19 protein-coding genes, 1 tRNA gene and 1 CRISPR repeat array are annotated in these 20927 nt (G+C 71.8%); of the genes, 10 read left to right on the top strand and 10 right to left on the bottom strand.

Features of this window, described 5'->3' with window-relative positions; all coding sequences use genetic code 11:
- Positions 1 to 34 precede the first annotated feature (34 nt).
- The 9 genes from FH715_RS25870 to FH715_RS25830 are packed head-to-tail and all read right to left on the bottom strand — an operon-like array spanning position 35 to position 8783.
- Complete coding sequence (locus FH715_RS25870; RefSeq protein WP_139649536.1) at positions 35 to 580, bottom strand: hypothetical protein; 546 nt, start codon at positions 578 to 580, stop codon at positions 35 to 37.
- Positions 553 to 2007, bottom strand: coding sequence for a type IV secretory system conjugative DNA transfer family protein (locus tag FH715_RS25865; protein ID WP_139649534.1), 1455 nt, complete (start codon positions 2005 to 2007; stop codon positions 553 to 555). Before FH715_RS25865 ends, FH715_RS25870 begins: the two co-directional genes overlap by 28 nt.
- Positions 1997 to 2245: a hypothetical protein gene (locus FH715_RS25860; RefSeq protein WP_139649532.1), complete on the bottom strand. Its 249-nt coding sequence runs from the start codon at positions 2243 to 2245 to the stop codon at positions 1997 to 1999. The genes FH715_RS25865 and FH715_RS25860 overlap by 11 nt, the downstream gene beginning before the upstream one ends.
- Complete coding sequence (locus tag FH715_RS25855; RefSeq protein ID WP_139649530.1) at positions 2242 to 3642, bottom strand: hypothetical protein; 1401 nt, start codon at positions 3640 to 3642, stop codon at positions 2242 to 2244. The genes FH715_RS25860 and FH715_RS25855 overlap by 4 nt, the downstream gene beginning before the upstream one ends.
- The gene (locus FH715_RS25850; RefSeq protein WP_139649528.1) at positions 3639 to 5129 is read right to left on the bottom strand and encodes an SCO6880 family protein; all 1491 of its coding nucleotides are present in this window, start codon (positions 5127 to 5129) and stop codon (positions 3639 to 3641) included. Before FH715_RS25850 ends, FH715_RS25855 begins: the two co-directional genes overlap by 4 nt.
- Positions 5126 to 6577 (bottom strand): hypothetical protein, encoded by a 1452-nt coding sequence (locus FH715_RS25845; RefSeq protein WP_139649526.1) that lies wholly within the window; start codon positions 6575 to 6577, stop codon positions 5126 to 5128. The genes FH715_RS25850 and FH715_RS25845 overlap by 4 nt, the downstream gene beginning before the upstream one ends.
- Positions 6574 to 7440, bottom strand: coding sequence for a DUF8175 domain-containg protein (locus tag FH715_RS25840; RefSeq protein ID WP_139649524.1), 867 nt, complete (start codon positions 7438 to 7440; stop codon positions 6574 to 6576). The genes FH715_RS25845 and FH715_RS25840 overlap by 4 nt, the downstream gene beginning before the upstream one ends.
- A gap of 54 nt (positions 7441 to 7494) precedes the next feature.
- Positions 7495 to 7797, bottom strand: a complete 303-nt coding sequence (locus tag FH715_RS25835; RefSeq protein WP_139649522.1) for a hypothetical protein — start codon at positions 7795 to 7797, stop codon at positions 7495 to 7497.
- Entirely contained in the window at positions 7794 to 8783 is a 990-nt protein-coding gene (locus FH715_RS25830) for a MinD/ParA family ATP-binding protein (protein WP_139649520.1), read from the bottom strand. The genes FH715_RS25835 and FH715_RS25830 overlap by 4 nt, the downstream gene beginning before the upstream one ends.
- Before the next feature lie 518 nt (positions 8784 to 9301).
- Between FH715_RS25830 and FH715_RS25825 the strand changes: the two genes are divergently transcribed.
- The 8 genes from FH715_RS25825 (at position 9302) to FH715_RS25790 (ending at position 18506) form a co-directional block, all read left to right on the top strand.
- Positions 9302 to 10324 carry a transglycosylase SLT domain-containing protein gene (locus tag FH715_RS25825; protein WP_170184828.1) on the top strand — a complete coding sequence of 341 codons (1023 nt, stop codon included), beginning with the start codon at positions 9302 to 9304 and terminating at the stop codon, positions 10322 to 10324.
- 59 nt (positions 10325 to 10383) lie between these two features.
- Positions 10384 to 10674 carry a GIY-YIG nuclease family protein gene (locus FH715_RS25820; RefSeq protein WP_139649516.1) on the top strand — a complete coding sequence of 97 codons (291 nt, stop codon included), beginning with the start codon at positions 10384 to 10386 and terminating at the stop codon, positions 10672 to 10674.
- 87 nt (positions 10675 to 10761) lie between these two features.
- A complete protein-coding gene (locus tag FH715_RS25815) occupies positions 10762 to 11379 on the top strand; it encodes a hypothetical protein (RefSeq protein WP_139649514.1) in 618 nt (205 codons plus the stop codon).
- 504 nt (positions 11380 to 11883) lie between these two features.
- Complete coding sequence (locus FH715_RS25810) at positions 11884 to 12816, top strand: quinone oxidoreductase family protein (RefSeq protein WP_246108986.1); 933 nt, start codon at positions 11884 to 11886, stop codon at positions 12814 to 12816.
- A gap of 13 nt (positions 12817 to 12829) precedes the next feature.
- Positions 12830 to 13648, top strand: coding sequence for an IclR family transcriptional regulator (locus FH715_RS25805; RefSeq protein WP_139649510.1), 819 nt, complete (start codon positions 12830 to 12832; stop codon positions 13646 to 13648).
- Between the two features lie 482 nt (positions 13649 to 14130).
- Positions 14131 to 15624: a CRISPR direct-repeat array (repeat unit 29 nt; unit sequence GTCCTCCCCGCGCGAGCGGGGGTGTTCCG).
- A gap of 397 nt (positions 15625 to 16021) precedes the next feature.
- On the top strand, positions 16022 to 16591 hold the full coding sequence (locus FH715_RS25800; protein WP_139649508.1) for a hypothetical protein: 570 nt from the start codon (positions 16022 to 16024) through the stop codon (positions 16589 to 16591).
- Between the two features lie 344 nt (positions 16592 to 16935).
- Positions 16936 to 17133 carry a helix-turn-helix transcriptional regulator gene (locus FH715_RS25795; protein ID WP_139649506.1) on the top strand — a complete coding sequence of 66 codons (198 nt, stop codon included), beginning with the start codon at positions 16936 to 16938 and terminating at the stop codon, positions 17131 to 17133.
- A complete protein-coding gene (locus tag FH715_RS25790; protein ID WP_139649504.1) occupies positions 17127 to 18506 on the top strand; it encodes a tyrosine-type recombinase/integrase in 1380 nt (459 codons plus the stop codon). Before FH715_RS25795 ends, FH715_RS25790 begins: the two co-directional genes overlap by 7 nt.
- Positions 18507 to 18700: 194 nt before the next feature.
- Here FH715_RS25790 and FH715_RS25785 read toward each other — a convergent pair.
- A tRNA-Tyr gene (locus FH715_RS25785) sits at positions 18701 to 18782 on the bottom strand.
- 133 nt (positions 18783 to 18915) lie between these two features.
- Here FH715_RS25785 and FH715_RS25780 point away from each other — a divergent pair.
- Together FH715_RS25780 and FH715_RS25775 are read left to right on the top strand one after the other, a co-directional pair.
- Positions 18916 to 19404, top strand: a complete 489-nt coding sequence (locus tag FH715_RS25780; protein ID WP_139649502.1) for a YajQ family cyclic di-GMP-binding protein — start codon at positions 18916 to 18918, stop codon at positions 19402 to 19404.
- A 60-nt stretch (positions 19405 to 19464) separates the two neighbouring features.
- Positions 19465 to 20574 (top strand): magnesium and cobalt transport protein CorA, encoded by a 1110-nt coding sequence (locus FH715_RS25775; protein ID WP_139649500.1) that lies wholly within the window; start codon positions 19465 to 19467, stop codon positions 20572 to 20574.
- Positions 20575 to 20927 lie beyond the last annotated feature (353 nt).

Genomic DNA, 20927 nt, shown 5'->3' with positions numbered 1-20927 from the left:
GAAAGGGTGTTGACATGCCTGATGAAATGGAATGTCAGTACCCCCCGCCAGACCAAGTGCAAGACCGTTCAAGCCCCGCGCTTCCCGTCACCATCTCCCGCTCCGCCGCCTCCACCGCGTAGCGGCGGGGCAGGGCGTCGTGGTCGCCGCGGAGGCAGGGCGGGTTGGGCCCGAGGGTGGCGGCGAGGCGGTGGTGGAAGCTTTCCAGGTCGTGGTGCCAGCGGGGAACGTAGGCCGCCGTGGCGGCCTGGTAGACGTCGACGCGGCTGAAGGCGAGGGCGGCCAGGTCGTGGGCGACGGAGGGATGTTGTGGCCAGCAGGCGGGGATGACCTGGTGGTCCTGACCGGCGTAGGTCGCGTTGTGCCAGACGGCGACCTCGTCGAGCCAGGAGAAGACGACCGCCGCCAGTTCGCCGTCCAGAGAGCACAGGTCCCAGGGGCGTGGCGGCTCGGCCGGCTCGTCGACGACCGGCTCGTCGAGGTGCGGGTTGGCGGGTGCGAGGAGCCGGCGAACGCGCGGCGGGAGCGGCGGCCAGGGCGGGAGGGAACCGTTCACCGGGTGGTGGCGCGGGAGTGCCATGCCCGGTCGTGCCGGTGACGGAGCCGGCTGCGCTCGGCCAGCGCGACCGCCCGCGCCTCGTCCGCGCGGGCGCGCACGAGGATGACCTCGTGCGCGATGGCCGGCCAGTCCGGGTGTTCGGTCAGTGGGGGCAGCTCGACGACGACGGGCGGGAGGTTGCCGGCCAGCAGCAGGGCGTGGCCGGCGGTGAGGTCGAGTTGGGTGATCTCGTGGGCGTGGAGGACGGGTTCGCGGTCCTGGCTGACGGCGCTGGCGCGGCTCGGCGGTCCGCCTCGTGGGTCGCGCGAGAGCGTGGTGGAGGTCTTGAACACCGGTGCGGTGCCGCAGAGTTGTTGGAGGTCCCGGAGGAGGGCGACGTCGTGGGAGCCGCCCAGGACCAGGGTGTTGTTGGTGATGGCGGCCAGTTCGCGGGCGATGTCCCGGCCGAAGCGGCCCTCCGCCGAGGCCCAGGACTGCACGAGGTAGACCACGCACAGCCCGCGCCCCCGGCCGTCGGCCACGCGTTGCCGGAGGGAGGGCAGCGGCGCGATGTTGGGCGCCTCGTCGAGGGCGGCGACCAGCGGCGGGTCGAGCCGGCGGTGGGGCTTGGTGACCGCGAGCTGTTCGGCGCGGTCCAGGACATCCTCGGCGATGGCGGTGACCAGCGGGGAGAGCGAGGAGTGCTCGCTGTCCTTGCCGAGGAGATAGAGGGTGCCGCACGCGTCGAGCAACGCCTCGACGTCCGTGGCGTGTTCGGGTGGCACGTCGACGGCGTCGACGACCGGCCGGTGGGCGAACGCGGCCAGGGCGTTGGCGAGGGTGGAGCGGGTGTTGCCGACGGCGCGGTCGTCGCCGGTGGTGGCGTCGATGAGGTTCTCCGCCCAGTGCGGTCCCGCGCCCGGGTGGTGGTGGAGGATCTGCCGGGGCGCGGGGTCCTCGGGGCGCTTGGCCCAGCGCAGCACGTCCCGCAGCGAGGCGCCGTCGAGGGCGGCGGCGTGCAGGAGGCAGGACAGCCAGGTCCCGGCCAGGTGCCGGTAGTGGGCGGCGCCCTCGTCCTGTCCGCCGGAGACCCGCACGCGGGTGCCGGCGACGAAGGCCCGGCCGCGCAGCTCGGCGGTGAGGGTGTCGGCCGCGCCGTGGATCGGTGACCAGCGCAACGGCTGCTGCCCGGGAACGAGTTCCTGCGGATCGAGGGTGACGACGGGCCCGCGGCGGGTCCGCGCGCCCAGGGTGAGTTCGAGCAGGTCGGGCTTGGTGGAGGTGGCCAGCGCGGGGCCTGGCACGTCGCGCAGCAACCGGGCCAGGAAGCGGAACGTCTTCCCCGAGCCCATCGGCCCGACGACGCGCAACGCCTGGTCGTACGGCGAGTACAGCGGCATCCGGCCGCAGGCCGGGCGGACCGCGTGGCCGAGGAAGTACCCGTAGTCGGTCGCCGGGTCAGCGTTCACGGCCCGTCCCCTCCCGCGACGCGGCCAGCCCGGGGCGGACCTGCGCCCCGGCCCGCCGCACGGCCTCCTCCGACAGCGCCGCCCGCAGCGCCTCCGGGCGGGCGAACCCGGCGTGCGGAACGGCCGGACGCGAGCCGGCCCCCGAGCGGCGCGTCAGAAAGCCGCGCAGGAACGCGACGAGGCACAGCCCGGCGAAGACGAGGAACAGAACGCTCGCGGGCAACGGCAGTTCGTTCATCGCGGCCCTCCGTTCATCGCCTCGTCGGTGTCGGTGATCTCGATCTCCAGCGGCGTGCGCAGGTGCTGCACCATCCGGGCCGGCTCGTGGCCGATCCGCAGGACGTGCACGCCCCGGGCCAGCGCGGCGAGTTGGCCGTTGAGCGTGTGCGGGAGCCGGAACTGCCGCACCACCTCCTCCGCGTCGTCCTCGCGCGACTGACGGTAGACATGGACGATGCCCGCCTCCCTGACCAGCGACATCGCGTCCGAGTCCGGTGGGATGTCGCTGAGGTGGTGGACGACCGTGACGAAGGACAGCCCGATGCCGCGCCCGCGCTTGGCGAGGGAGCGCAGCACGGAGGCGACCCGGTCCAGCCGCGCCGTGTGGTACCCCTCCTCCAGCACGATCAGCCGCTGCCCGTTCCGTTGCGCCCACACCGCCGAGAGGAACGTCGCGACCAGCGCCATCACCAGCGACAGGGCGGGGGAGTCCTCCGGCAGCGCCGAGGTGTCGAAGACGATCAGCGGCGCGCTCAGGTCCAGGTCCTCACTGGTGGCGCGGTCGATGAGGCCCGACAGGTCGCCGCTGATGAACCGTTCGAGGTCCAGCGCCACCTCAAGACCCCACTCGATCACCGCCCGACGCGTCACCACGCCCTCCGTCGCCAGGTGCGGGCGGGGAACGGCGTCGGCCGCCGGGTCGTAGAGCGCGGCGACCACGTCGTGCAGCGTCGCCACCCGGCCCTCGGCCCTGGCCCGCGCCAGCGCCGTCCGGTGCGCGGTCCGCAGCGCGTAGCGCTGCCGGGAGGTCAGCTCCCGTTCGTGCGCGTGCTCGGCGACCATCAGCAGCAGCCGGTCCTGGCCGACCCGCCCGTCGCCGCCGGACTCCGAGGTGGTGGAGATGCGCGGGTCGAGCAGGTTGATCGCCGTGCCGCCGCTTCGGGCGAACCGCACGGGCACCACGCCGCACTCGGCCGCCGCCCGCTCGTACTCCCCGCGCCCCTGCTGGTTCTTCCGGTCCAGCACCACGACCTGCTTGCCGCAGGCCACCTGGCGCACGCAGTACTCCGTCTTGACCAGCGAGGACTTCCCGGAGGAGATGTCGCCGAGGACCAGCACGTTGGGGCTGGTGATCCGCCCCTGGTCGTAGAGCGCGTGCGGGTCGGTGGTGATGGGCTGCCCGGTCGCCAGGTCGACGCCGGTGATCGGCCCAGCCAGCGCGGGGTGCGTCGCCACCACGGCCGGGTTGAGCGCGGCGGCCTGCCGGGTGGAGGTGAAGATCGTCTCGGTCGACAGCTCGTTGCGGCCCAGCAGTTCACGGAACCGGCCGCGCCGTCGCGGCCTGGTCGGCGGGCGCTCGGCGGCCCGGGCGTCGGTCTCGGCCTCGGCCTCGGCCGGTGACGCGGTGGTCGTCATACGGTGATCCCCCTGGCCATCGGGAGGGCGAGCAGCAGCGCCTGGTGGTGACGGTGGTGGTGCCACCGGACGCGGGTCACCCCGGCGGCCTCGGCCGCGGCCGTGACGCGCACCCGCGCGGCGGACAACTCCGGGACCGTGGGCGCCGAGAGATGGAGTCGGACGGCGGGGTGCACGCCGCCGACGACCGGCGTCAGGAGGTCGTCGAGTACCCGCCGGGCGGAGGACATCGACGCCTCGCTCTCCCCGGTGGACACCTGGCCCCGGCGCCGCTCGCCGTGTCGGTCGGCGGTGTCGTAGGTCAGGGCGAGCCGCGCCCGCTCGCGCGCCGGCACCTTGGGCACCAGCCGCCACTGCGACTGAACGGTGCGGATGGTCGCCGGGTGGATGCCCGTGACCAGGTGCTCCATCCAGCGGGCGTTGACCGCCTGGAGCGGCCACGCGTCGCGGGGCAGCGATCCGACGGCGTGATGCCAGGGACGGGACGCGCCCTCGGTGCGGACGTGGTCGCGCCCGGCGACGCGGGAACTGGGCCAGCCGTCGGCGAACGACGCGACCTCGTCGAGGTCGTCGATGTCCCGGTCCGGGTCGTGGAGATGGCGGATCAGCGCGCCCAACCGGCGGGGGCCGAGCACCGCGCGCAACGGATAGCCGGCGCGGCTGACGCGGCCGACGACGTCGCCGAGCACGGCGAACATCTCGGCGCACACCGCGTCCAAGTCGGCGGGCTGGGCGATCCGTTGACCGAGTTGGGCCAGCGGCACGCGGATCGTGGCGAAGCTGCGGTACTCCTCGGTGTTGCCCGCGGCGTAGCCGGCGAGCTGGTTCATCGAGGCACGCAGGCGCGGCGGCACGTCCGGCGCGAGCAGCGCGGCCATGTGGGCGCGGTAGGCGTCGGTGTGGACGGGCAGCACCCGGGTGCAGAGGTCGAGTTGGTCGACGGGCAGGTTGGCGCCGGCCAGCCCGCCCAGCAGCCGCTCGAAGAGGTACCCGGCGGTGTTGACCGCCCGGGTGGGCAGCAGCCCGTCGCCGCCGCCCGCGATCTCGAAGGTGGCCGTCAGCCAGCCGGTGGCCCAGGAACGGTGCCGGTGGTCTCTGTGGTGCAGCAGCGCCATCGGGGAGTCGGGCGAGCCCGGCGGAGCGGGGGCCATCACGCGCACCTCGCCGACTTCGGGGGGCAGCGTGAACCCGGCGACGTGGTCCGGGCGTTGGCCGGCACCCGTCGCCAGCCGCCAGTCGAGCCGGTCCCAGGCCGCCGCCGTCCAGGAGTCGCCCTCGTCGGTGCGGCGCCTGCCCAGCAGCAGCCCGACGCCGGCACCCGCCAGCCCCAGGACCAGCACGGCGATCGACTGGGTGGAGACCAGCAGCACGACCCAGACCAGCAGATAGACGGCGACGGTCACCAACTGGACCGGCGTCACGGCGCCGAAGAGCGAACGCCGCCGCGTCTCGCCGCCCAGTACATAGGTCCGCTCGGCCCTGTTCACCGTTCCTCCTCGCCGTCGCGCTCCGCCCGGGCCGGCACCCGCTCGGCTCCGTCCGGCGGCGGGGCGTCGTCGCGTTCGCCGGCGAGGCCGATGGTGTCCCCGGGGCGTCCCGGGTCGGCGGCGACGGGCCCGGTCGACTCGGCGCCGCCGTCCGCGCTCTCGTCGTCCAGCTGACGCTCGGCGGCCAACGCGGCGGCGCCCGCCCCGCCCCCGGCCGCGACGGCCGCCACCTGCTCGGCCTCGTCCGGTCGGTCGGAGGAGGCGCCTGCCGCCGTCTCGGTTCGCGATGACTCACCGATGCGGTCGGCGCGTTGCTCGAACCGCTCCGCGAAGCCTGCGACCATCTCGCCCGCCGAGGGATGCGTGACGGTCCCCCGCAGCTCGGGGTCCATGCCGGTGCCCCCGGGTACCGCCAGGGACATCAGCCACATCGCCACCATGGGGAAGGCGTCGATCATCAGCAACCCGACCAGGAGGAAGAGCAGGATGGTCAGCCCGTCGTCCTCCGGATGGTCCGCCAGCATGGCGTCGAAGGCCGCCCAAATGGTGTGGAAGAAGAAGTAGATGAAGCCGGGCAGCAGCATCAGCCCGCCGATCAGTCCCGCGAGCCGTCGCAACGCCGCGGACCACGGCGGGTAGACCCACGCGACCAGGACCAACGGCACCAGCAGCCCGGCGAGATGCAGCCCCCACTGGGCGATCGCCATCTCGATGAGCGTCACCAGGCCGAGGCAGAGGATGCACAGGAACAGCAGCAGGGCCAGCACCGTTCCGCCGAAGACACCCCAGTCCCCCGCCTTCTCGACGATCAGGTCCATCAACCGCTCGACCGCGCTCCCCGCGTGCCCGACGCCCTCGTCAGCGAAGCCTCGTGCCAACTCGGCGCTGGCGAGTTGGAGTTCGAGCAGCAGCAGCGGCCCCACGGAGATCAGGGGAACGACGAGGACCAGCCGCCAACCGGACTGCCGCAGCAGGTCCATCCCCGTGGCGGACGACCCGGCGGCGGCGAGCCGACCCGTGATCCACACCAGCAGGAAGCCGAGCAGCACCAGGGAGAGGCCGAAGCTGGTCGCGTACTGGGAGACCCACCAGTCCTGGTCGAAGGCCGGCCGGGTCACCCGCTCGCCGACCGCCTGGATGTGGGTGAGGAGGCTGACCGTCGACTCGGCCATGCCCGTCACCCACGCCTCGATGAAGTCGTCGGGAACCACGTCACCGAGTGCGTCGGCCGCCGCCTCCGCCTTGTCGCGCTGCACGTCGCCGAGGTAGCCGTAGACCTCGTCGACGACCGGGATGTCGTTCAGCACGCCGCAGGCCCACTCCCCCAGCAGCGCGTCCTCGCACTCGTTCGCCCCGGTCGCGTCGTCCGCCGCCGCGTGCCCGGCCCCGGAGAGAACCACGAGCAGCGCCAGCAGCACCGATGCGATGACGGTTCCTGCGGGCCTCACCGGGCGTCCCCGGTGAACGGCTCCGCCGGCGCTTCCTCCGTGGCGTCGGCGTAGACGCGCCAGTCGTGCCCGAGCAGGCTCAGACGGGTGGCCAGATCGGTCACCGGGTCGCCCGGCTCGCCCGGCTCGACGGGCGCGTCGAACGGGCCACGGCTCAGCTCCCCCACCCGCCAGTCGCCGTCCTTCCAGCGCAGCTCCATGCGGCCCATCTGCCAACGGGTCCCGATCCCGGCCGAGGCGTCCGACGCGTCGGGCGTGCCCTGGAGGCACGGCATCCAGAAGTCGACGACCGCCCGGCTGTCGGCGTACTCCGCGACGCGATAGGCCCCCAGCTCGGGGTGGCAACGGGAGACGAACGCGCTGTCGTCCGCCCGTTCCGCGGCTGACGGGAGGCTGTGGGAACGGCGGAACTCCTCCGCGTCGCGGTCGAGTTGGCGCTGCGAGGGCGGCTCCAGCAGGGCGTCGCGCACATAGGCGAGGCGGTCGTCGCCGGACATCCGCTGCACGTCGGCGGTGGTGGCGGCGAACGTCGTGCCCGCCTCCACCGCCCCCTCCCTGGAGTGCGGGAAGCCGCGCGGCAGGCCGGACACCTCGCGGTCGGCGAGCGTCGCCGCCGCCGTCGCCCGGCCACGTGCGACCGGGGCCGACGCTGAGGGGGTAGGCGAGATCATGACCTCCCCCGCCGCCTCGCCCTGCCGACCGTCGTCGTCCCCTTCTTCGCCTCCCCCGACGAGGAAGAGGGCCGACGCGAAGGCACCCGCGACGCCGATCCCCAGGAGGGTGAGGAGGGCGGGTGCACTCAGTCCGAGCGCCCCGCCGCGCTCACGGGACGCCGGCGACTGGTAGTGGATGCGCACGTTCACGGAGACAGCCTTCGAGAGGGGTGGGATCGAACAGCGGGATATGCGGTGGGGAGGTCAGGCGCTGATGAGAATGGTGTAGAGCACGGGAAGGGAGGCCATTCCGATGGTGGCCGCCCCGACGCGGACCAGTTCTCCACGCGTCTCGTCCAGATCTCCGGCGAGTCCGTTGCGCTTGGACTTCGCCGCGCGGCCGATCGCCTCGATCAGAAAGTAGGCGCAGGCGAAGAATCCGATCACCCAGGCCAGCGCCAGGAACATACCGAACTTGGATTCCAGCAGTTCGGCGAAAGGACCGAAGCTGGGGCTGATTCCCGTGAACGGGTTGAACTGCTCGGCCAGTTCCATGGCGGCGTTCACCCCTCCCACCCGGGTGAGAGGGCGGAGGCCATCGCGGCGCAGGCGTGCAGCCAGGCCGCGTGGGTGGCCGACGACAGCCGTGGGTAGTCGATGGCGCCCCCGCCGACAAGCGCCGGCTCGAAGGGCATCGACATCGCCGTGTGGCAGCGGGCGCCGAAGGTGTCCAGCAGCAGCCGGCGGAGAACAGTGTCGGGGCGCGGCGCCGGATCGCAGACCAGGGCGACGCTCCGCTGCTTCAGAGCCCCCGGGCCCAGCACGTCCCGTTCCAGGACGTCCGCCATCCACAGGGCCGAGGACGCGGCGTCCTCCCGCACCGTGGTCGTGATGACCAGCAGGTCGGCCTGGCGTGCTGCGGCCAACCAGGCGGGCGCGCGCACGTTGTTGCCCGAGTCGATCAGGATCAGTCGGTAGTAGCGACGGAACAGTTCATGGAGCTGATCGAAGGCTTCCGCGCCGAGCTGCCCCGTCGCCTCGGGACGCTCGTCGCTGGCCAGCACGTCGAAGTGCGCGGGGCCCTGCCCTCGGGTGAAGCGTCCCAGGTCGCCGAGGCGTGCCGTGGGCCCCCGGAAGAGGTCGATCGCGGACAGCAGCTCGCGCGCGGTGTTGGCGTGGCCGGCCCGCACGGCTCGCTCGCCCAGCGTGCCCCGGGTCTCGTTGTTGTCGAACGCGACCACGCCGCCGCCCCGGTGCACGCCGAAGGTGCGGCCGGCCAGCAGGGTCGCGGTCGTCGTGAATGTTCCGCCCTTGGGGTTGACGAAGACGATGCTGCGCGGGCCGCCGAAGGTCATCTGCACCGCCCGCAGCGCGGTGTTCCAGTCCCGTTCCGCCGAGGAGACGCGCGGGGAGAGGCGGCCCTTCGTCCAGCGGTGCACCCGGCCGCGCCATCCCCACCGCGGCACGGCGGACCGGGCGCGCTGCCGCAGCGAGGCGGAGAAGTCGGCGTGCCGGGACGGCGGCCCGGACTCCCGTTCCCTCGTCGCCTGCACGGGCAGAGCCGATGTCGCGCCGTCCTGCGGTGGGGCGCTCGAAGGGTGCGGCGCGTGCGCGGCGTTCGGGGGGCTCGGCGGTGGAGGCGGCGGCGCGGGAGGCGGCGGGGGTGCGCCGAGCCGGCTGGCGGCGGTGGCACGGAACGACGCCTCCGTCAGCGGCTCCTCGGGAGAACCATTCACGATCATTTCCCTTAACCGTCCATAGCACTTACGGCGAAACGAGCACACAAGAAAGCACACGCGATCGCATCCGAAACCCGCGACCGGCGCTTCGTGAATTGATTCCTACCGCCACCAAAACACGCGTGTCAACGCGCACTTCCCTTCCCCGCCCCCGTTTGCCTCCGTTTCTCGTGTGGCGAGAAAGCCGGAACCTTTCTCCACTCACGGGCCTCCGATTCGACAATGAGGCGCGCGCTCTTTCTCTCCGAAACGCGCCCGATGACATAGCCTCCGGGAAAACCGGCGCCCTCGCGTCACTCTGCCCGTCCGCCACTCCCGGCAGGAAGCTCCGCATGAAGCAGCTCGGTTGCCTCGCCCTCCCGCTGGCCCTCGCCGTGGGCGGCCTGGGCCTGGTGGTGGTCCTCGGGCCGGAAGACCTGCGGGCCGAGGCGAGCACCGTACGGCTCGGCACGGACGCCCCGGTCCCCGAGGAGTACCGTGCGCTGCTCCTCGACGCCGCGGGCCAGTGCGCGGAGGTCAACGCCCCGCTGCTGGCGGCCCAGATCGACGTCGAGTCCGGCTGGAACCCGGACGCCGTCTCCGACAGCGACGCGCGGGGACTGGCCCAGTTCACCGACCCGACCTGGGAACGTTGGGGCCGCGACGCCGACGGCAACGGGACGAACTCGCCGCACGACCCGCCCGACGCCGTCGACGCCCAGGCCCGCTACCTCTGCCATCTCTTCGTGGACCTCGCCGACCTCCCGGGCGACCCCACCGACCGCACCCTCGCTGCCTACCACGCCGGCCCGTTCGCCGTCCGCGCCCACGGCGGCCGACCCCCGACGCGCGAGACCCGCGACTACGTCACGGCCGTCCGCGCGCTCCTCCCCCGCTACCAGGCCGTCGAGGACGCGCCCGCGCCCGCCACCGACTGCGGATTCACGCTCGCCCGCGCCAACCCCCGTACCTGCCAACAGGCGATCGACGCGGCCCGCGCGGAGGCCCGTTCCGCCAGCAGGGTCTGGGAACGCTGGTGCCTGGCCTTCGTCGCCGAGGCCTACGGCTGGGGCGCCTCCGGCGAGCCCACGGCCAACGCCGCCTGGCGCCGCCTCGACGCGGCCGACGAGACCCACCCCGGCGACCTCCATCCACCGGCCGGCGCACTCCTCTTCTACGCCACCGGCGACGACGCCGGCCATGTCGCCCTCCACCTCGGCGACGGCCAGGTCGCCACCAACGACATCGCCGCCCCCGGCCGCATCGACCTTGTCCCCCTCGACCACCTCACCGACGGCCCCTGGCACCTCACCTACCGAGGCTGGGCGCCCCCGCACTTCCCCCACGGTGTGGAGGGAACGAGCCGGGTGGGGTGAGTCCGCGACTTTCCGCATTCCGGCTCCGCAACGCCCCGCCCGTCGTAGGGTTCGGAACCATGAAGGTCATCTACAAGATCACGTATCCCAACGGGAAGATCTACGTGGGATCGGATACCACCGACGATCGACATCGACTCACCTACTTCGGGAGCCCCACGAAAAAGCAGCTCGCAGCGGATTTCGCCGGTGAGGACCTTCGCGATTTCACCATTCGGAAGCAGATCCTCTGGGAGTCGGAGACGGCCACCAGGAGCGAGGTTCTCCGGCGCGAGCAGGAACTCATCGTCGAGCACCGCGCGAATGATCCCGAGGTCGGCTACAACCTGCGGCCCGTTTTCCGCCCATAGCCCGCGCTTGCGCCGTTCCCTCCCTTTCCGGCTCTATCCTCCGCAGCGGAGAGCACGACGCGTCGAGGGAAGGCAGGGCATCCGCCGATGGCCACGGAGATCGCCGACAACACGGCCACCAGGCCCCGCACGCTCGCGGAGAAGCTGAGCTGGGTACGGGAGTTGCGGACGCCGAGAGGGGAGAAGCCCGCCTCGTTCGAGGTGTTGGCGCAGCGGGTCACCGAGCGCACCGGGGTCAGCATCTCGGGCGCCTATCTGTGGGAGTTGACCACCGGCAGGTCGACCAACCCGGCGTTGCACCATCTGCGCGCGCTGGCCGACTACTTCGAGCTACCGGTCGGCTATCTCGCGGACGACGGCGCCGACCACGAGCGGCTGGACTCCGAACTGGCCCTGCTCGCGCTACTCAAGGAACGCGGCACGCACGGCATCGAGGTCTGGGACGCCCCGGACGGGTCGGCCGATCCGCCCACGCTCCGGCGAGTCCTGGAAGGGCTGCGGCAACTGGACACCGGCGCGCCCGACGGCAGCACCGACATTTCCCGCGTTCCCTCGATCGGGACGGACCCGGAGCTGCTGGCGGCCCTGTCCGACAGCACCGTCCGCGAGATCACCGCGAGGGCGGGTTCCCTCTCCCCGGAGAGCAGGTCAACCCTTCTCTCTCTGGTCATTCATCTGTGTCGGCTCCAAACGCCTCCGCGATGAACCGACGCGAAAGGGTCGGCATCAGCCAACACGCGGCGGCGACACCGCCCAGGCGCCGCGCGTCCACCCGCGAACCCGGACCACCGACCACCACGGTGACCCGCCCCTCGCCCACCCACACGGAAACCGGCGCGCACGCCGCGGTTTTCTCGTCACCGGAACGGGGCGGGGGAACATATGGAAGGCGCATGAGAACTCTCCAGAGGAAGGAACCGGCACCCGTATCGGCGATGCCCTGAACTCCTGTTCCTACGCCCTCCATCGACACAGGTCAACGCGAAACAGACAAAACCAGTCGCATGAAATGCCATTACTCACGTGGCGAGAAACAAGCGCCACACACCCCCTCCCTTTCTCGCCTCGCGAGAAAGCGGGTGAGGCCCGCCGAAACACCGAAACCACCGCCCGAAACTCCCCTATCGTGCTGACCGCGGCGGGTAACCCACCCGCCCGACCACCACAGCACCCAGAGAAAGCCCGGGGAGCACAGTGCGCGCCATCGTGATGAAAGAGTTCGGCGGGCCCGAGGTCCTGCGTGTCGAGGACGTACCCGACCCCACCCCACGGCCGGCCCACGAGCTGGTCACCGTCACCCGCGCCGGCATCAACTACGCCGACGTGCACGTCAGGACCGACACCTACCTCGCCCCCGTCCCCCTCCCCTACACCCCCGGCAACGAGGTCCTCGGCACCACCGCCGACGGCCGACGCCTCGTCGGCCTCACCCGAGGCGGCGGCTACGCCGAACAGGCCCTCCTCCACCGCCGCACCTCCTGGGAAGTCCCCCACGACATCACCGACGACCAGGCCATCACCCTCGCCCTCCAGGGACAGACCGCCTGGCACCTCCTCCACACCACCGCACAACTCCGCCCCGAACAGAGCGTGTTGATCCCCGCAGCCGCCGGCGGCCTGGGCTCCCTCGCCGTCCAACTCGCCAAGCAAGCCGGCGCCCGCGTCATCGCCCTGGCCAGCAGCGCAGAGAAACGCGCCCTCGCCCAGGAACTCGGCGCCGACACCACCGTCGACTCCACCCCCGCCGACGGCCTCGCCGACCGCATCCTCACCGCGGCCGGCGGCCCTCTCGACATCGCCCTGGAGATGACCGGCGGCCAAGTCCTCCACGAAACCCTCGCCGCCCTCAAGCCCGGCGGCCAACTCGTCCTCTACGGCTACGCCTCCGGCCAGACCGGCGACCTGCCCACCCGCCCCCTGCTGGAGAAGTCCCTGCGCGTCACCCCGTTCTGGCTCCCCCAGCTCTACGCCGACCGCGACGCGCTGCCCACCAGCATGAATGCCCTCATCCACGCCATCCGCGAAGGCCAGCTCCGCCCCCTCACCGGTGGCACCCACCCCCTCGCCGAAGCCCCCACCGCCCACCGCACCCTGGCCACCCGCACCCACCTCGGCAAGCTCTCCCTCGCCCCCCGCCGCTGAGAGCCTGAGCGCCATGCCGTTGACCAACGCCCTCACCCCGCCCCCGGCACCGCCCCCGGGCGGGACGGGCCACGCCGAACGCGTCTTCCGCGTCCAGAAGGCGTTCACGACCCTCGAAGGCGACGTCCACGGCCCCGGCGCCCTCGCCAAAGCCACCGGACTCGACGACTCCGCCGTCTACCGCATCCTCCAATCCGGCGTCTACCAGGGCCTGTTCGAACGCGTCGGCCACGGCCGCTACCGCCTCGGCATGAACACCGCCGTCCTCGGCATCCACGCCCTCTCCCACGCCCCCTCCGACGCCGCCCACAGCGTCCTCGAACACCTCCGCGCGGCCACCGGCGGCCTCGCCATGCTCTACACCCTCGCCCCGTTCGGCGGCGCCCAACGCCTCTGCATCGACATGGCCGTCGGCGAATCCGACCTCGTCGAACTCGGCATGACACCCCGCGAAGTCCTCTCCATCACCCGCTCCCTCCGCACCGGCGCCAGCGGACGCACCATCCTCGCCTTCCTCCCCGACACCATCCAACGCCGCGTCCTCACCGAACCCGTCCCACCCGAAGCCGGCCCCGGCGCGATCAGAGACAACGCACAACTCGCCCGCTCCCTCCAAGAGATCAGGGACAACGGCTACGCACTCGGCCACGAGGAATGCATGGCCGGCTGGAACTCCTGCGCCGCCCCCGTCATGCGCGAAGACACCATCATGGGCGCCGTCCTCCTCCTCCGCCCCACCACCGAAATGCCCCGCGCCCCCCACTCCACCATCCAAGCCACCCTGCGGGCGGCCGCCCACCTCACCCGCATCTGCACGCAGCCGCTGGAGTAACCCCCCGCCTCCCGACCACACCGGTTGGCGAGCGGCGCGCACCATCGCTCAGTGAGCGCCAGCGGACCTCAACCGCCTGCGCCGCTGCCACGGCCGCCCACGAACGCTCCGCGCCGCGCCCCGCCATCCCGGCTTGTGCTCAGCCCTTCTCCCCCATACCTCGCGTTGCCGGGACACTCTCCGGCCGGCCGCCGCGGCACCCGAGCCCACCGCACTGTCACCGGGCCTCGGGACGAGGTCGACCGCAAGGACAGTTGACGGGGGGCGCCGTCAACCCGACGCCGCAGCAAGCTGGTTGAAAGACCGCCGGCGTTCGCAGCACCCCTGTCAGCGGCTGGCGATAACCTCGTTCGGACAGCTCACTCCACCACCAACAACGAGGCCCTACCATGCCGCCGTCTCTGAGACGCAGGCTCGCCACACCCCCGCCGACGCTTGGCAAAGCAATGGCAAAGCCCCTCTAACGCCGCAGGTCAAAAAGGGTCCTCCCCGCGCGAGCGGGGGTGTTCCGATGTAGTGCGCCGCTGGTTGTTGCATTCAGAAGTCCTCCCCGCGCGAGCGGGGGTGTTCCGCCACCACGGGCGGGCGACGTGCGCCCGGTCCAGTCCTCCCCGCGCGAGCGGGGGTGTTCCGCAGGCGAGACGGCCCTCGCGGGTGCCGTTGATGTCCTCCCCGCGCGAGCGGGGGTGTTCCGCGCCCCGGGGAGGATTTGAACCTCTCCCGGGGGTCCTCCCCGCGCGAGCGGGGGTGTTCCGGCTCTGTATTGGGAGAACCAGGGACGGGTTGAGTCCTCCCCGCGCGAGCGGGGGTGTTCCGTTCTTCAGGTACCGGTCATCCCCGACAGAGGCGTCCTCCCCGCGCGAGCGGGGGTGTTCCGGTGTTCAACTCGCTGGGACTCACGAAGTCCACGTCCTCCCCGCGCGAGCGGGGGTGTTCCGCGGTCATGAGGCCCGAATTCACCCGGGCCGTAGTCCTCCCCGCGCGAGCGGGGGTGTTCCGCGAGTAGCCCGCGTTAAGCGCCGTGATGGCTAGTCCTCCCCGCGCGAGCGGGGGTGTTCCGCCGCTCGTTACGAGATGACGATCGAGGCGGAAGTCCTCCCCGCGCGAGCGGGGGTGTTCCTTCGGGGAGCGCGCACCATCAATTCCCCGACGGGTCCTCCCCGCGCGAGCGGGGGTGCTCCGTCGGTGTTCCAGTGGCGCCAGCGGCCGGTGGTGTCCTCCCCGCGCGAGCGGGGGTGTTCCGTTGCGGGACCAGGTGATGTGCTGGTCGTCGGCGTCCTCCCCGCGCGAGCGGGGGTGTTCCGCTCGATCGCTGGTTACGCGTCGCGCATCGCGTGTCCTCCCCGCGCGAGCGGGGGCGTTCCGTTGTGGACTTCGTAACTCGTCCGAGGGCGGACGTCCTCCCCGCGCGAGCGGGGGTGTTCCGCGCCGTGGCGTCCCGGGACTTCGAGCCGTCGAGTCCTCCCCGCGCGAGCGGGGGTGTTCCGATGCGCAACCCGGCGGGTCGGCCGTGGGCGGCGTCCTCCCCGCGCGAGCGGGGGTGCTCCGACGGCGGCGCGATCGGCATGGAGATGACCCGCGTCCTCCCCGCGCGAGCGGGGGTGTTCCTTCATGACTTCCCCCGTTGACCCGTCGCTGGTCGTCCTCCCCGCGCGAGCGGGGGTGTTCCGCCCTACCCGGAGGCCCACTTCGCGGTCTGGCCGTCCTCCCCGCGCGAGCAGGGGTGTTCCGCCATGCTTCTTGGGCGGCGGCATTCCCGGAATGTCCTCCCCGCGCGAGCGGGGGTGTTCCGCGGGTCAGCACCGCGGCTGGCCCCGTACCCCGGTTCCTCCCCGCGCGAGCGGGGGTGTTCCGGCAAGCTCCGCCCCGGGGTGGCCCCCCTCGTGGTCCTCCCCGCGCGAGCTGGGGTGTTCCGCAGACGCCTGCCTGGCTGACGTCTGACACACCGTCCTCCCCGCGCGAGCGGGGGTGTTCCACGCATCGCGCGGCCGATCTCCTCCGGTTGGAGGTCTTCCCCGCCGAACGGGGGTGCTCCGTTGGCCGCCCAGCTGCGGTACGAGATCCTGTCGTCCTCCCCGCGCGAGCGGGGTGTTTCAAGAAAGGGAGGGATTGAGCACGTGGAGCCCTGTCCTCCCCGCGCGAGCGGGGGTGTTCCGCCCGCCGCCCCCACGCGCCACCGTTCCGCAGTCGTCCCCGCGCGCGGGGGATGTTCCCGTCGGCGGTATCGCGGGAAAGTTGCCGCCGCACCGATCTCCGTCTGCGTCTCCGCCGCAGCGTCGGCACGATTCGGCGCACGGCCGAACCATCTTCAGCGCCTTCACTCCTCGTTCGCGCGGACGGACGCAATCTGTCAGACGGCCGCAGGGGAACGTCATGACTGACTCAGAGCAGAGCACCAAGATGCGGGTGGCCAAGGAGCGCTTCGACCGGCTGCGTGCCGACCTCCCCGCGCGCGAGGCGCGTCGCAACAGCTTGGTGGTCGATGCACACGTGGATCCGCTCAGCGAAGAGGAACTACGCGCGCGCGCCGCTCGCAGGGCTCGCGGAGAGCGGAATCCGCCCGTGCCCGGCCGTGGGCGGCGCGCGGCGATCGCCCGGCTGATCGGGCAGACCGAGCGCAACGTCCGCAACCTGTACGAAGCCGAGATCGCGGCGCGCGCGACAGCCGGCTCGCCGGGGCGAATTCGTCAGCCGGACGACGCCTTCGACCGGCTGCCGGATGCCCAACAGGCCGTCGACGAGGTCACAGCAGCCCGCGATGACTACTACGAGGCGGTCGCCGACGCCCTGCCGCCTCACGTCGAGGGGGCCCGTCCGAGTGGGCGGGACGCCGAGCGCTTCGCCGAGGTACGGGCCGTCACCGGGCTCGATCCGTCCCATCTTCGGCGCCTTCAACGCACCGTCCAGGACAGGCGCGCGGCGGGAGGCGGCCAGGCACGCTGACACGTGCCCGCAGGCCGCACCCGCCCGCGCGGCACGGTGGTCCCTGACGACACGTCGTCGGAGCAGAGCGAACGTAGAGCGGCCCGTCCCACTTTCGAGCGCACTGTCCCCGCACAGTCACCCCTTGCTCATTTTATGGACTATTCTTCCGGAAATTAAGTCCACTTGATGTCGCACCGGAAGGGCTCATCCACATGTGTCGACGCATCACACTCGCCCAATTCGGTTCAACACGCCGCGAAAGAACCAAGACAGCCGGAAGGCCCACACCAGGACATCTACTGTCGTCAACACCTGTAGATGAAGCCCTCCCGCCTCCCTCACCCCACCGGAGTGGACCAGTCATGCCCTCTTCTCGCGAACCCCATCTGAGGCTCACCGACGTCCTGACCGAGTTGGACATGTCACGGGCCGCCTTCTACCGGATGCGCGTGCGCGGTCTCGCCCCGAAAGCACTCAAGCTTCCCAACGGCCAGCTCCGCTTCCGTCGGGCCGACCTCGACCACTGGCTCAACGCCCGTGAGGAGCAGTTCACATGTTGACCTACGACGTCCGCGTCTACTCCATCGAGACCCGACGAGAACGCCCCAAGCCGTACCGGGTCCGCTGGCTCGTCGGGAGCCGCAAGCACTCCAAGAGCTTCCCTCTGAAACCCCAGGCCGACGGCCGCCGGTCCGAACTGATGGGGGCGCTCCGCCGCGGCGAGCAGTTCGACACGGACACCGGGCTGCCGACTTCCGAACTGCGGGCACTGAGGGGCGCGGTCACCTGGTATGACCACACCCGCGCCTTTGTCGACCGCAAGTGGGAGACGATCCCTGCCAAGTCCCGCCGCAACGTCGCCGACGCGCTGGCCACCATCACCCCGGCGTTGACGAAACCGGCGCCCGGCAGGCCGGAGGAACGCCTTCTCCGGCGCGCGCTCTACAGCCACGCCTACAACAAGAACGCCTGGAGCGAGGAGACACCGACGCGGTACGCCGGAGCCCTGGAGTGGGCACGGAAGAACTCCCTTGCTATGGCCGAGCTTGAGGACACCGCCGTACTCCGCAAAGCACTCGACGCCCTCAGCAGGCGTCTCGACGGCAAGCCGGCCGCCGCGCGGACGGCGAAGCGCAAACGGGCCTGCCTGAGCGATGTTCTCGGCCTGGCGGTCGAGGAGAAGCTCCTTCCCTCCGGCATCAACCCGCTGACCACGATCCGCTGGGCCGTCCCCCGCGCAGCCGAACAGGTGGACCCGGAAAGCGTGGCCAATCCCCCGCAGGTCCGCCGCCTCCTGACCGCCGTACGCCAACAGGGGCGGCGCGGCGAGCACCTGGAGGCGTACTTCGGCTGTCTCTACCACGCCGCCCTTCGTCCGGCCGAGGCCATCCACCTCACCCGCCGTCAGTGCCACCTCCCCGCCCACGGCTGGGGCCGCCTCACCCTGCGCGGTGGAGTCGTCCGCGCCGGCCGGAGCTGGACCGACGACGGACAGGCGCACGAGGTGCGGGGGTTGAAAGCCCGTGCGCCGGAGGACACCCGGCCCGTGCCCATTCCGCCCGTGCTGGTCCGGCTACTCCGCCGGCACCTCGACACCCAGGGCGCCGCCCCCGACGGCCGGCTCTTCCGCACCGGCCGCGGGGGTGTCCTCCAGGAGAGCGGCTACGGTGAGGTCTGGGCCCGCGCGCGCAAAGCGGCTCTGACCGAGGAGGAGGCGGCCACACGACTCGCCCGCCGCCCCTACGACCTACGGCACGCGGGCGTCTCGTTCTGGCTCAGCTCCGGCGTCGACCCCGCCGAGTGCGCCCGCCGCGCCGGGCACAGCCTCGCCGTGCTCTTCCGCGTCTACGCAAAGGTCCTCGCCCAGAGCGAGGAACGCTCCAACCGCCGCATCGAGACCGCCATGAGGGAATGGGACGCGTCGCAGCGGTAGGCACGGAAGCACCCCGAACGCGGGGGATGTCTGGGGGACGCATGGGGGACACGGACTGACACGCACCGAGATACCCTCGGGTCGAAAGGGTACATAGAGGGCTTTTCGACTCTCGCCCGTTCGAACACCCCCAGCCCAGCAAAAAGACCCCCCGCCCAGCCGTATTCGCTGGTCAGAGGGTCCCTCTCGCACTGTGGCGGCGCCAGGATTCGAACCTGGGAAGGCTGAGCCGGCAGATTTACAGTCTGCTCCCTTTGGCCGCTCGGGCACACCGCCTTGCTGCGGTTAAACCATACCCGATGGGTGGGGGTGGTTCGCCACTCGGTTACGCCGGGTCGAACGGGGGGCGGCGGTGGCTAGGCTGTCGGCGACCGTGTCCGATCCGGATGTGTGAGGAGCCCACACCACCATGGCCGACTCCAGTTTCGACATCGTCTCCAAGGTTGATCGGCAGGAGGTCGACAACGCCCTCAACCAGGCCGCCAAGGAGATCTCCCAGCGCTACGACTTCCGCGGGGTCGGCGCCTCCATCGGCTGGTCGGGGGAGGCGATCGAGATCAAGGCCAACGCCGAGGAGCGGGCGAAGGCCGTTCTGGACATCTTCCAGTCCAAGCTGATCAAGCGCGGCATCTCGCTGAAGGCCCTGGACGCCGGGGAGCCGCAGGCGTCGGGGAAGGAGTACCGGCTGGTCTCCAGCATCAAGGAGGGCATCTCCACCGACGACGCCAAGAAGGTCGCCAAGTTGATCAGGGACGAGGGCCCCAAGGGCGTCAAGGCCCAGGTGCAGGGCGACGAGCTGCGGGTCAGCTCCAAGAGCAGGGACGCTCTTCAGGAGGTGCAGCGCCTGGTGAAGGAGGCGGACTTCGACTTCGCGGTGCAGTTCGTCAACTACCGGTGACCGCTGCGCCGGTGGGCGCGGCTTAGGGGGCGCGGCTTCGGGGGGCGAGCTGGAGGTGGAATGCGCGTGATCCGTCCGCTGCGCGCGGCGTTCGAGGCGGCCTGGCGGCAGCGCGTGGCCGAGCCGGTGGCCGACGTCGACGACGGCGGTGGCCCCTCGGGGGACGCCGTCGTCGACTGCGCGGTCTACCGCGACGGGGTGCGCCGCCCCGGGCCGCGCGACCCCGCGGCGGCCATCGCGCAGGCGCGGCGCCGGGGCGCGCGCGGGATGTTCGTGTGGATCGGCCTCTTCGAGCCGACGGAGAGCGAACTGGCGGGTGTGGCCGAGCAGTTCGGGCTGCACCCGTTGGCCGTCGAGGACGCGGTCCACGCCCATCAGCGGCCCAAGCTGGAACGTTACGACGAGACCCTGTTCATGGTGCTCAAGACGGTGCGCTATGTCAGTCACGGTGAACTGACCTCGACCAGCGAGGTGGTGGAGACCGGCGAGATCATGGTCTTCGTCGGCGCCGACTTCGTGATCACCGTGCGGCACGGCGGTCACGGCGCGCTGGGCGCGCTGCGGCGGGAGTTGGAGGAGAGCCCGGAGCAGTTGGCGAAGGGTCCGGCGTCGGTGCTGCACGGGATCGCCGACCAGGTGGTCGACCACTATCTGGATGTGGCGGCCGATGTCAGGGAGGACATCGACGAGGTGGAGTCGGCGGTCTTCGCCGACACCAGGGGCGACGCCTCGCAGGTGGGGCGGATCTACCAGCTCAAGCGGGAACTGCTGGAGCTGAAGCGGGCGGTCACGCCGCTTGACCGGCCGCTCCAGCAGCTGTCGGAGACGCCGATCGGGGTGGTCCACCCGGAGATCCGCAGCTACTTCCGGGATGTCGCAGACCATCTGAACCGGGTCTCCGACCAGGTCAACGGCTATGACGCGCTGATCGACTCGATCCTCCAGGCGAACCTGGCGCAGGTGCAGGCGACGCAGAACGAGGACATGCGCAAGATCACGGCGTGGGCGGCGATCATCGCCGTGCCGACGATGGTCTGCGGGGTGTACGGGATGAACTTCCGGTACATGCCGGAGCTGGAGTGGCGGTTCGGCTATCCGTTGGTGCTGACGGTGATCGCGACGGCCAGCTGGCTGATCCACCGGGGGTTCCGGCGGAACGGCTGGCTGTGAGCCCGGGCCGCGCGAGCGCCGGCGAGGCGCGGGGCAAGGGGAACGGGGAACGGGGAACGGGAGCGCGTCCGGGGGGATCGTCGGCGGTGGTTCGCGAACGCGACGGGTCGTGGAGGTCCCGGCGCCGGGCGGGCGGCGGGATGGCGGGCACCCGGGGCGCGCGGCCGGAGGCGCGCGGGGGCGGCGGCGGGGTGCCGGCCCGGCCGGAACCGGTGACGGAACCGTTGACGGGACGGGCCGCGGAGCCGGCCGGGGGGCCGGCTGTGATCTGGCACACGTGGTCGAGCCGTGGCGTTCACTGGTTCGGACCTTCGCGGGGCGCTCAGCGGGGCGCCCGGTCGTCGCGCCGGGGG

Origin of the sequence: Streptomyces sedi, assembly GCF_006335015.1 — a bacterium.
In the GTDB taxonomy this organism is placed as follows: domain Bacteria; phylum Actinomycetota; class Actinomycetes; order Streptomycetales; family Streptomycetaceae; genus Streptomyces; species Streptomyces sedi.
This window is presented reverse-complemented; position numbering and strand designations above follow the sequence as displayed.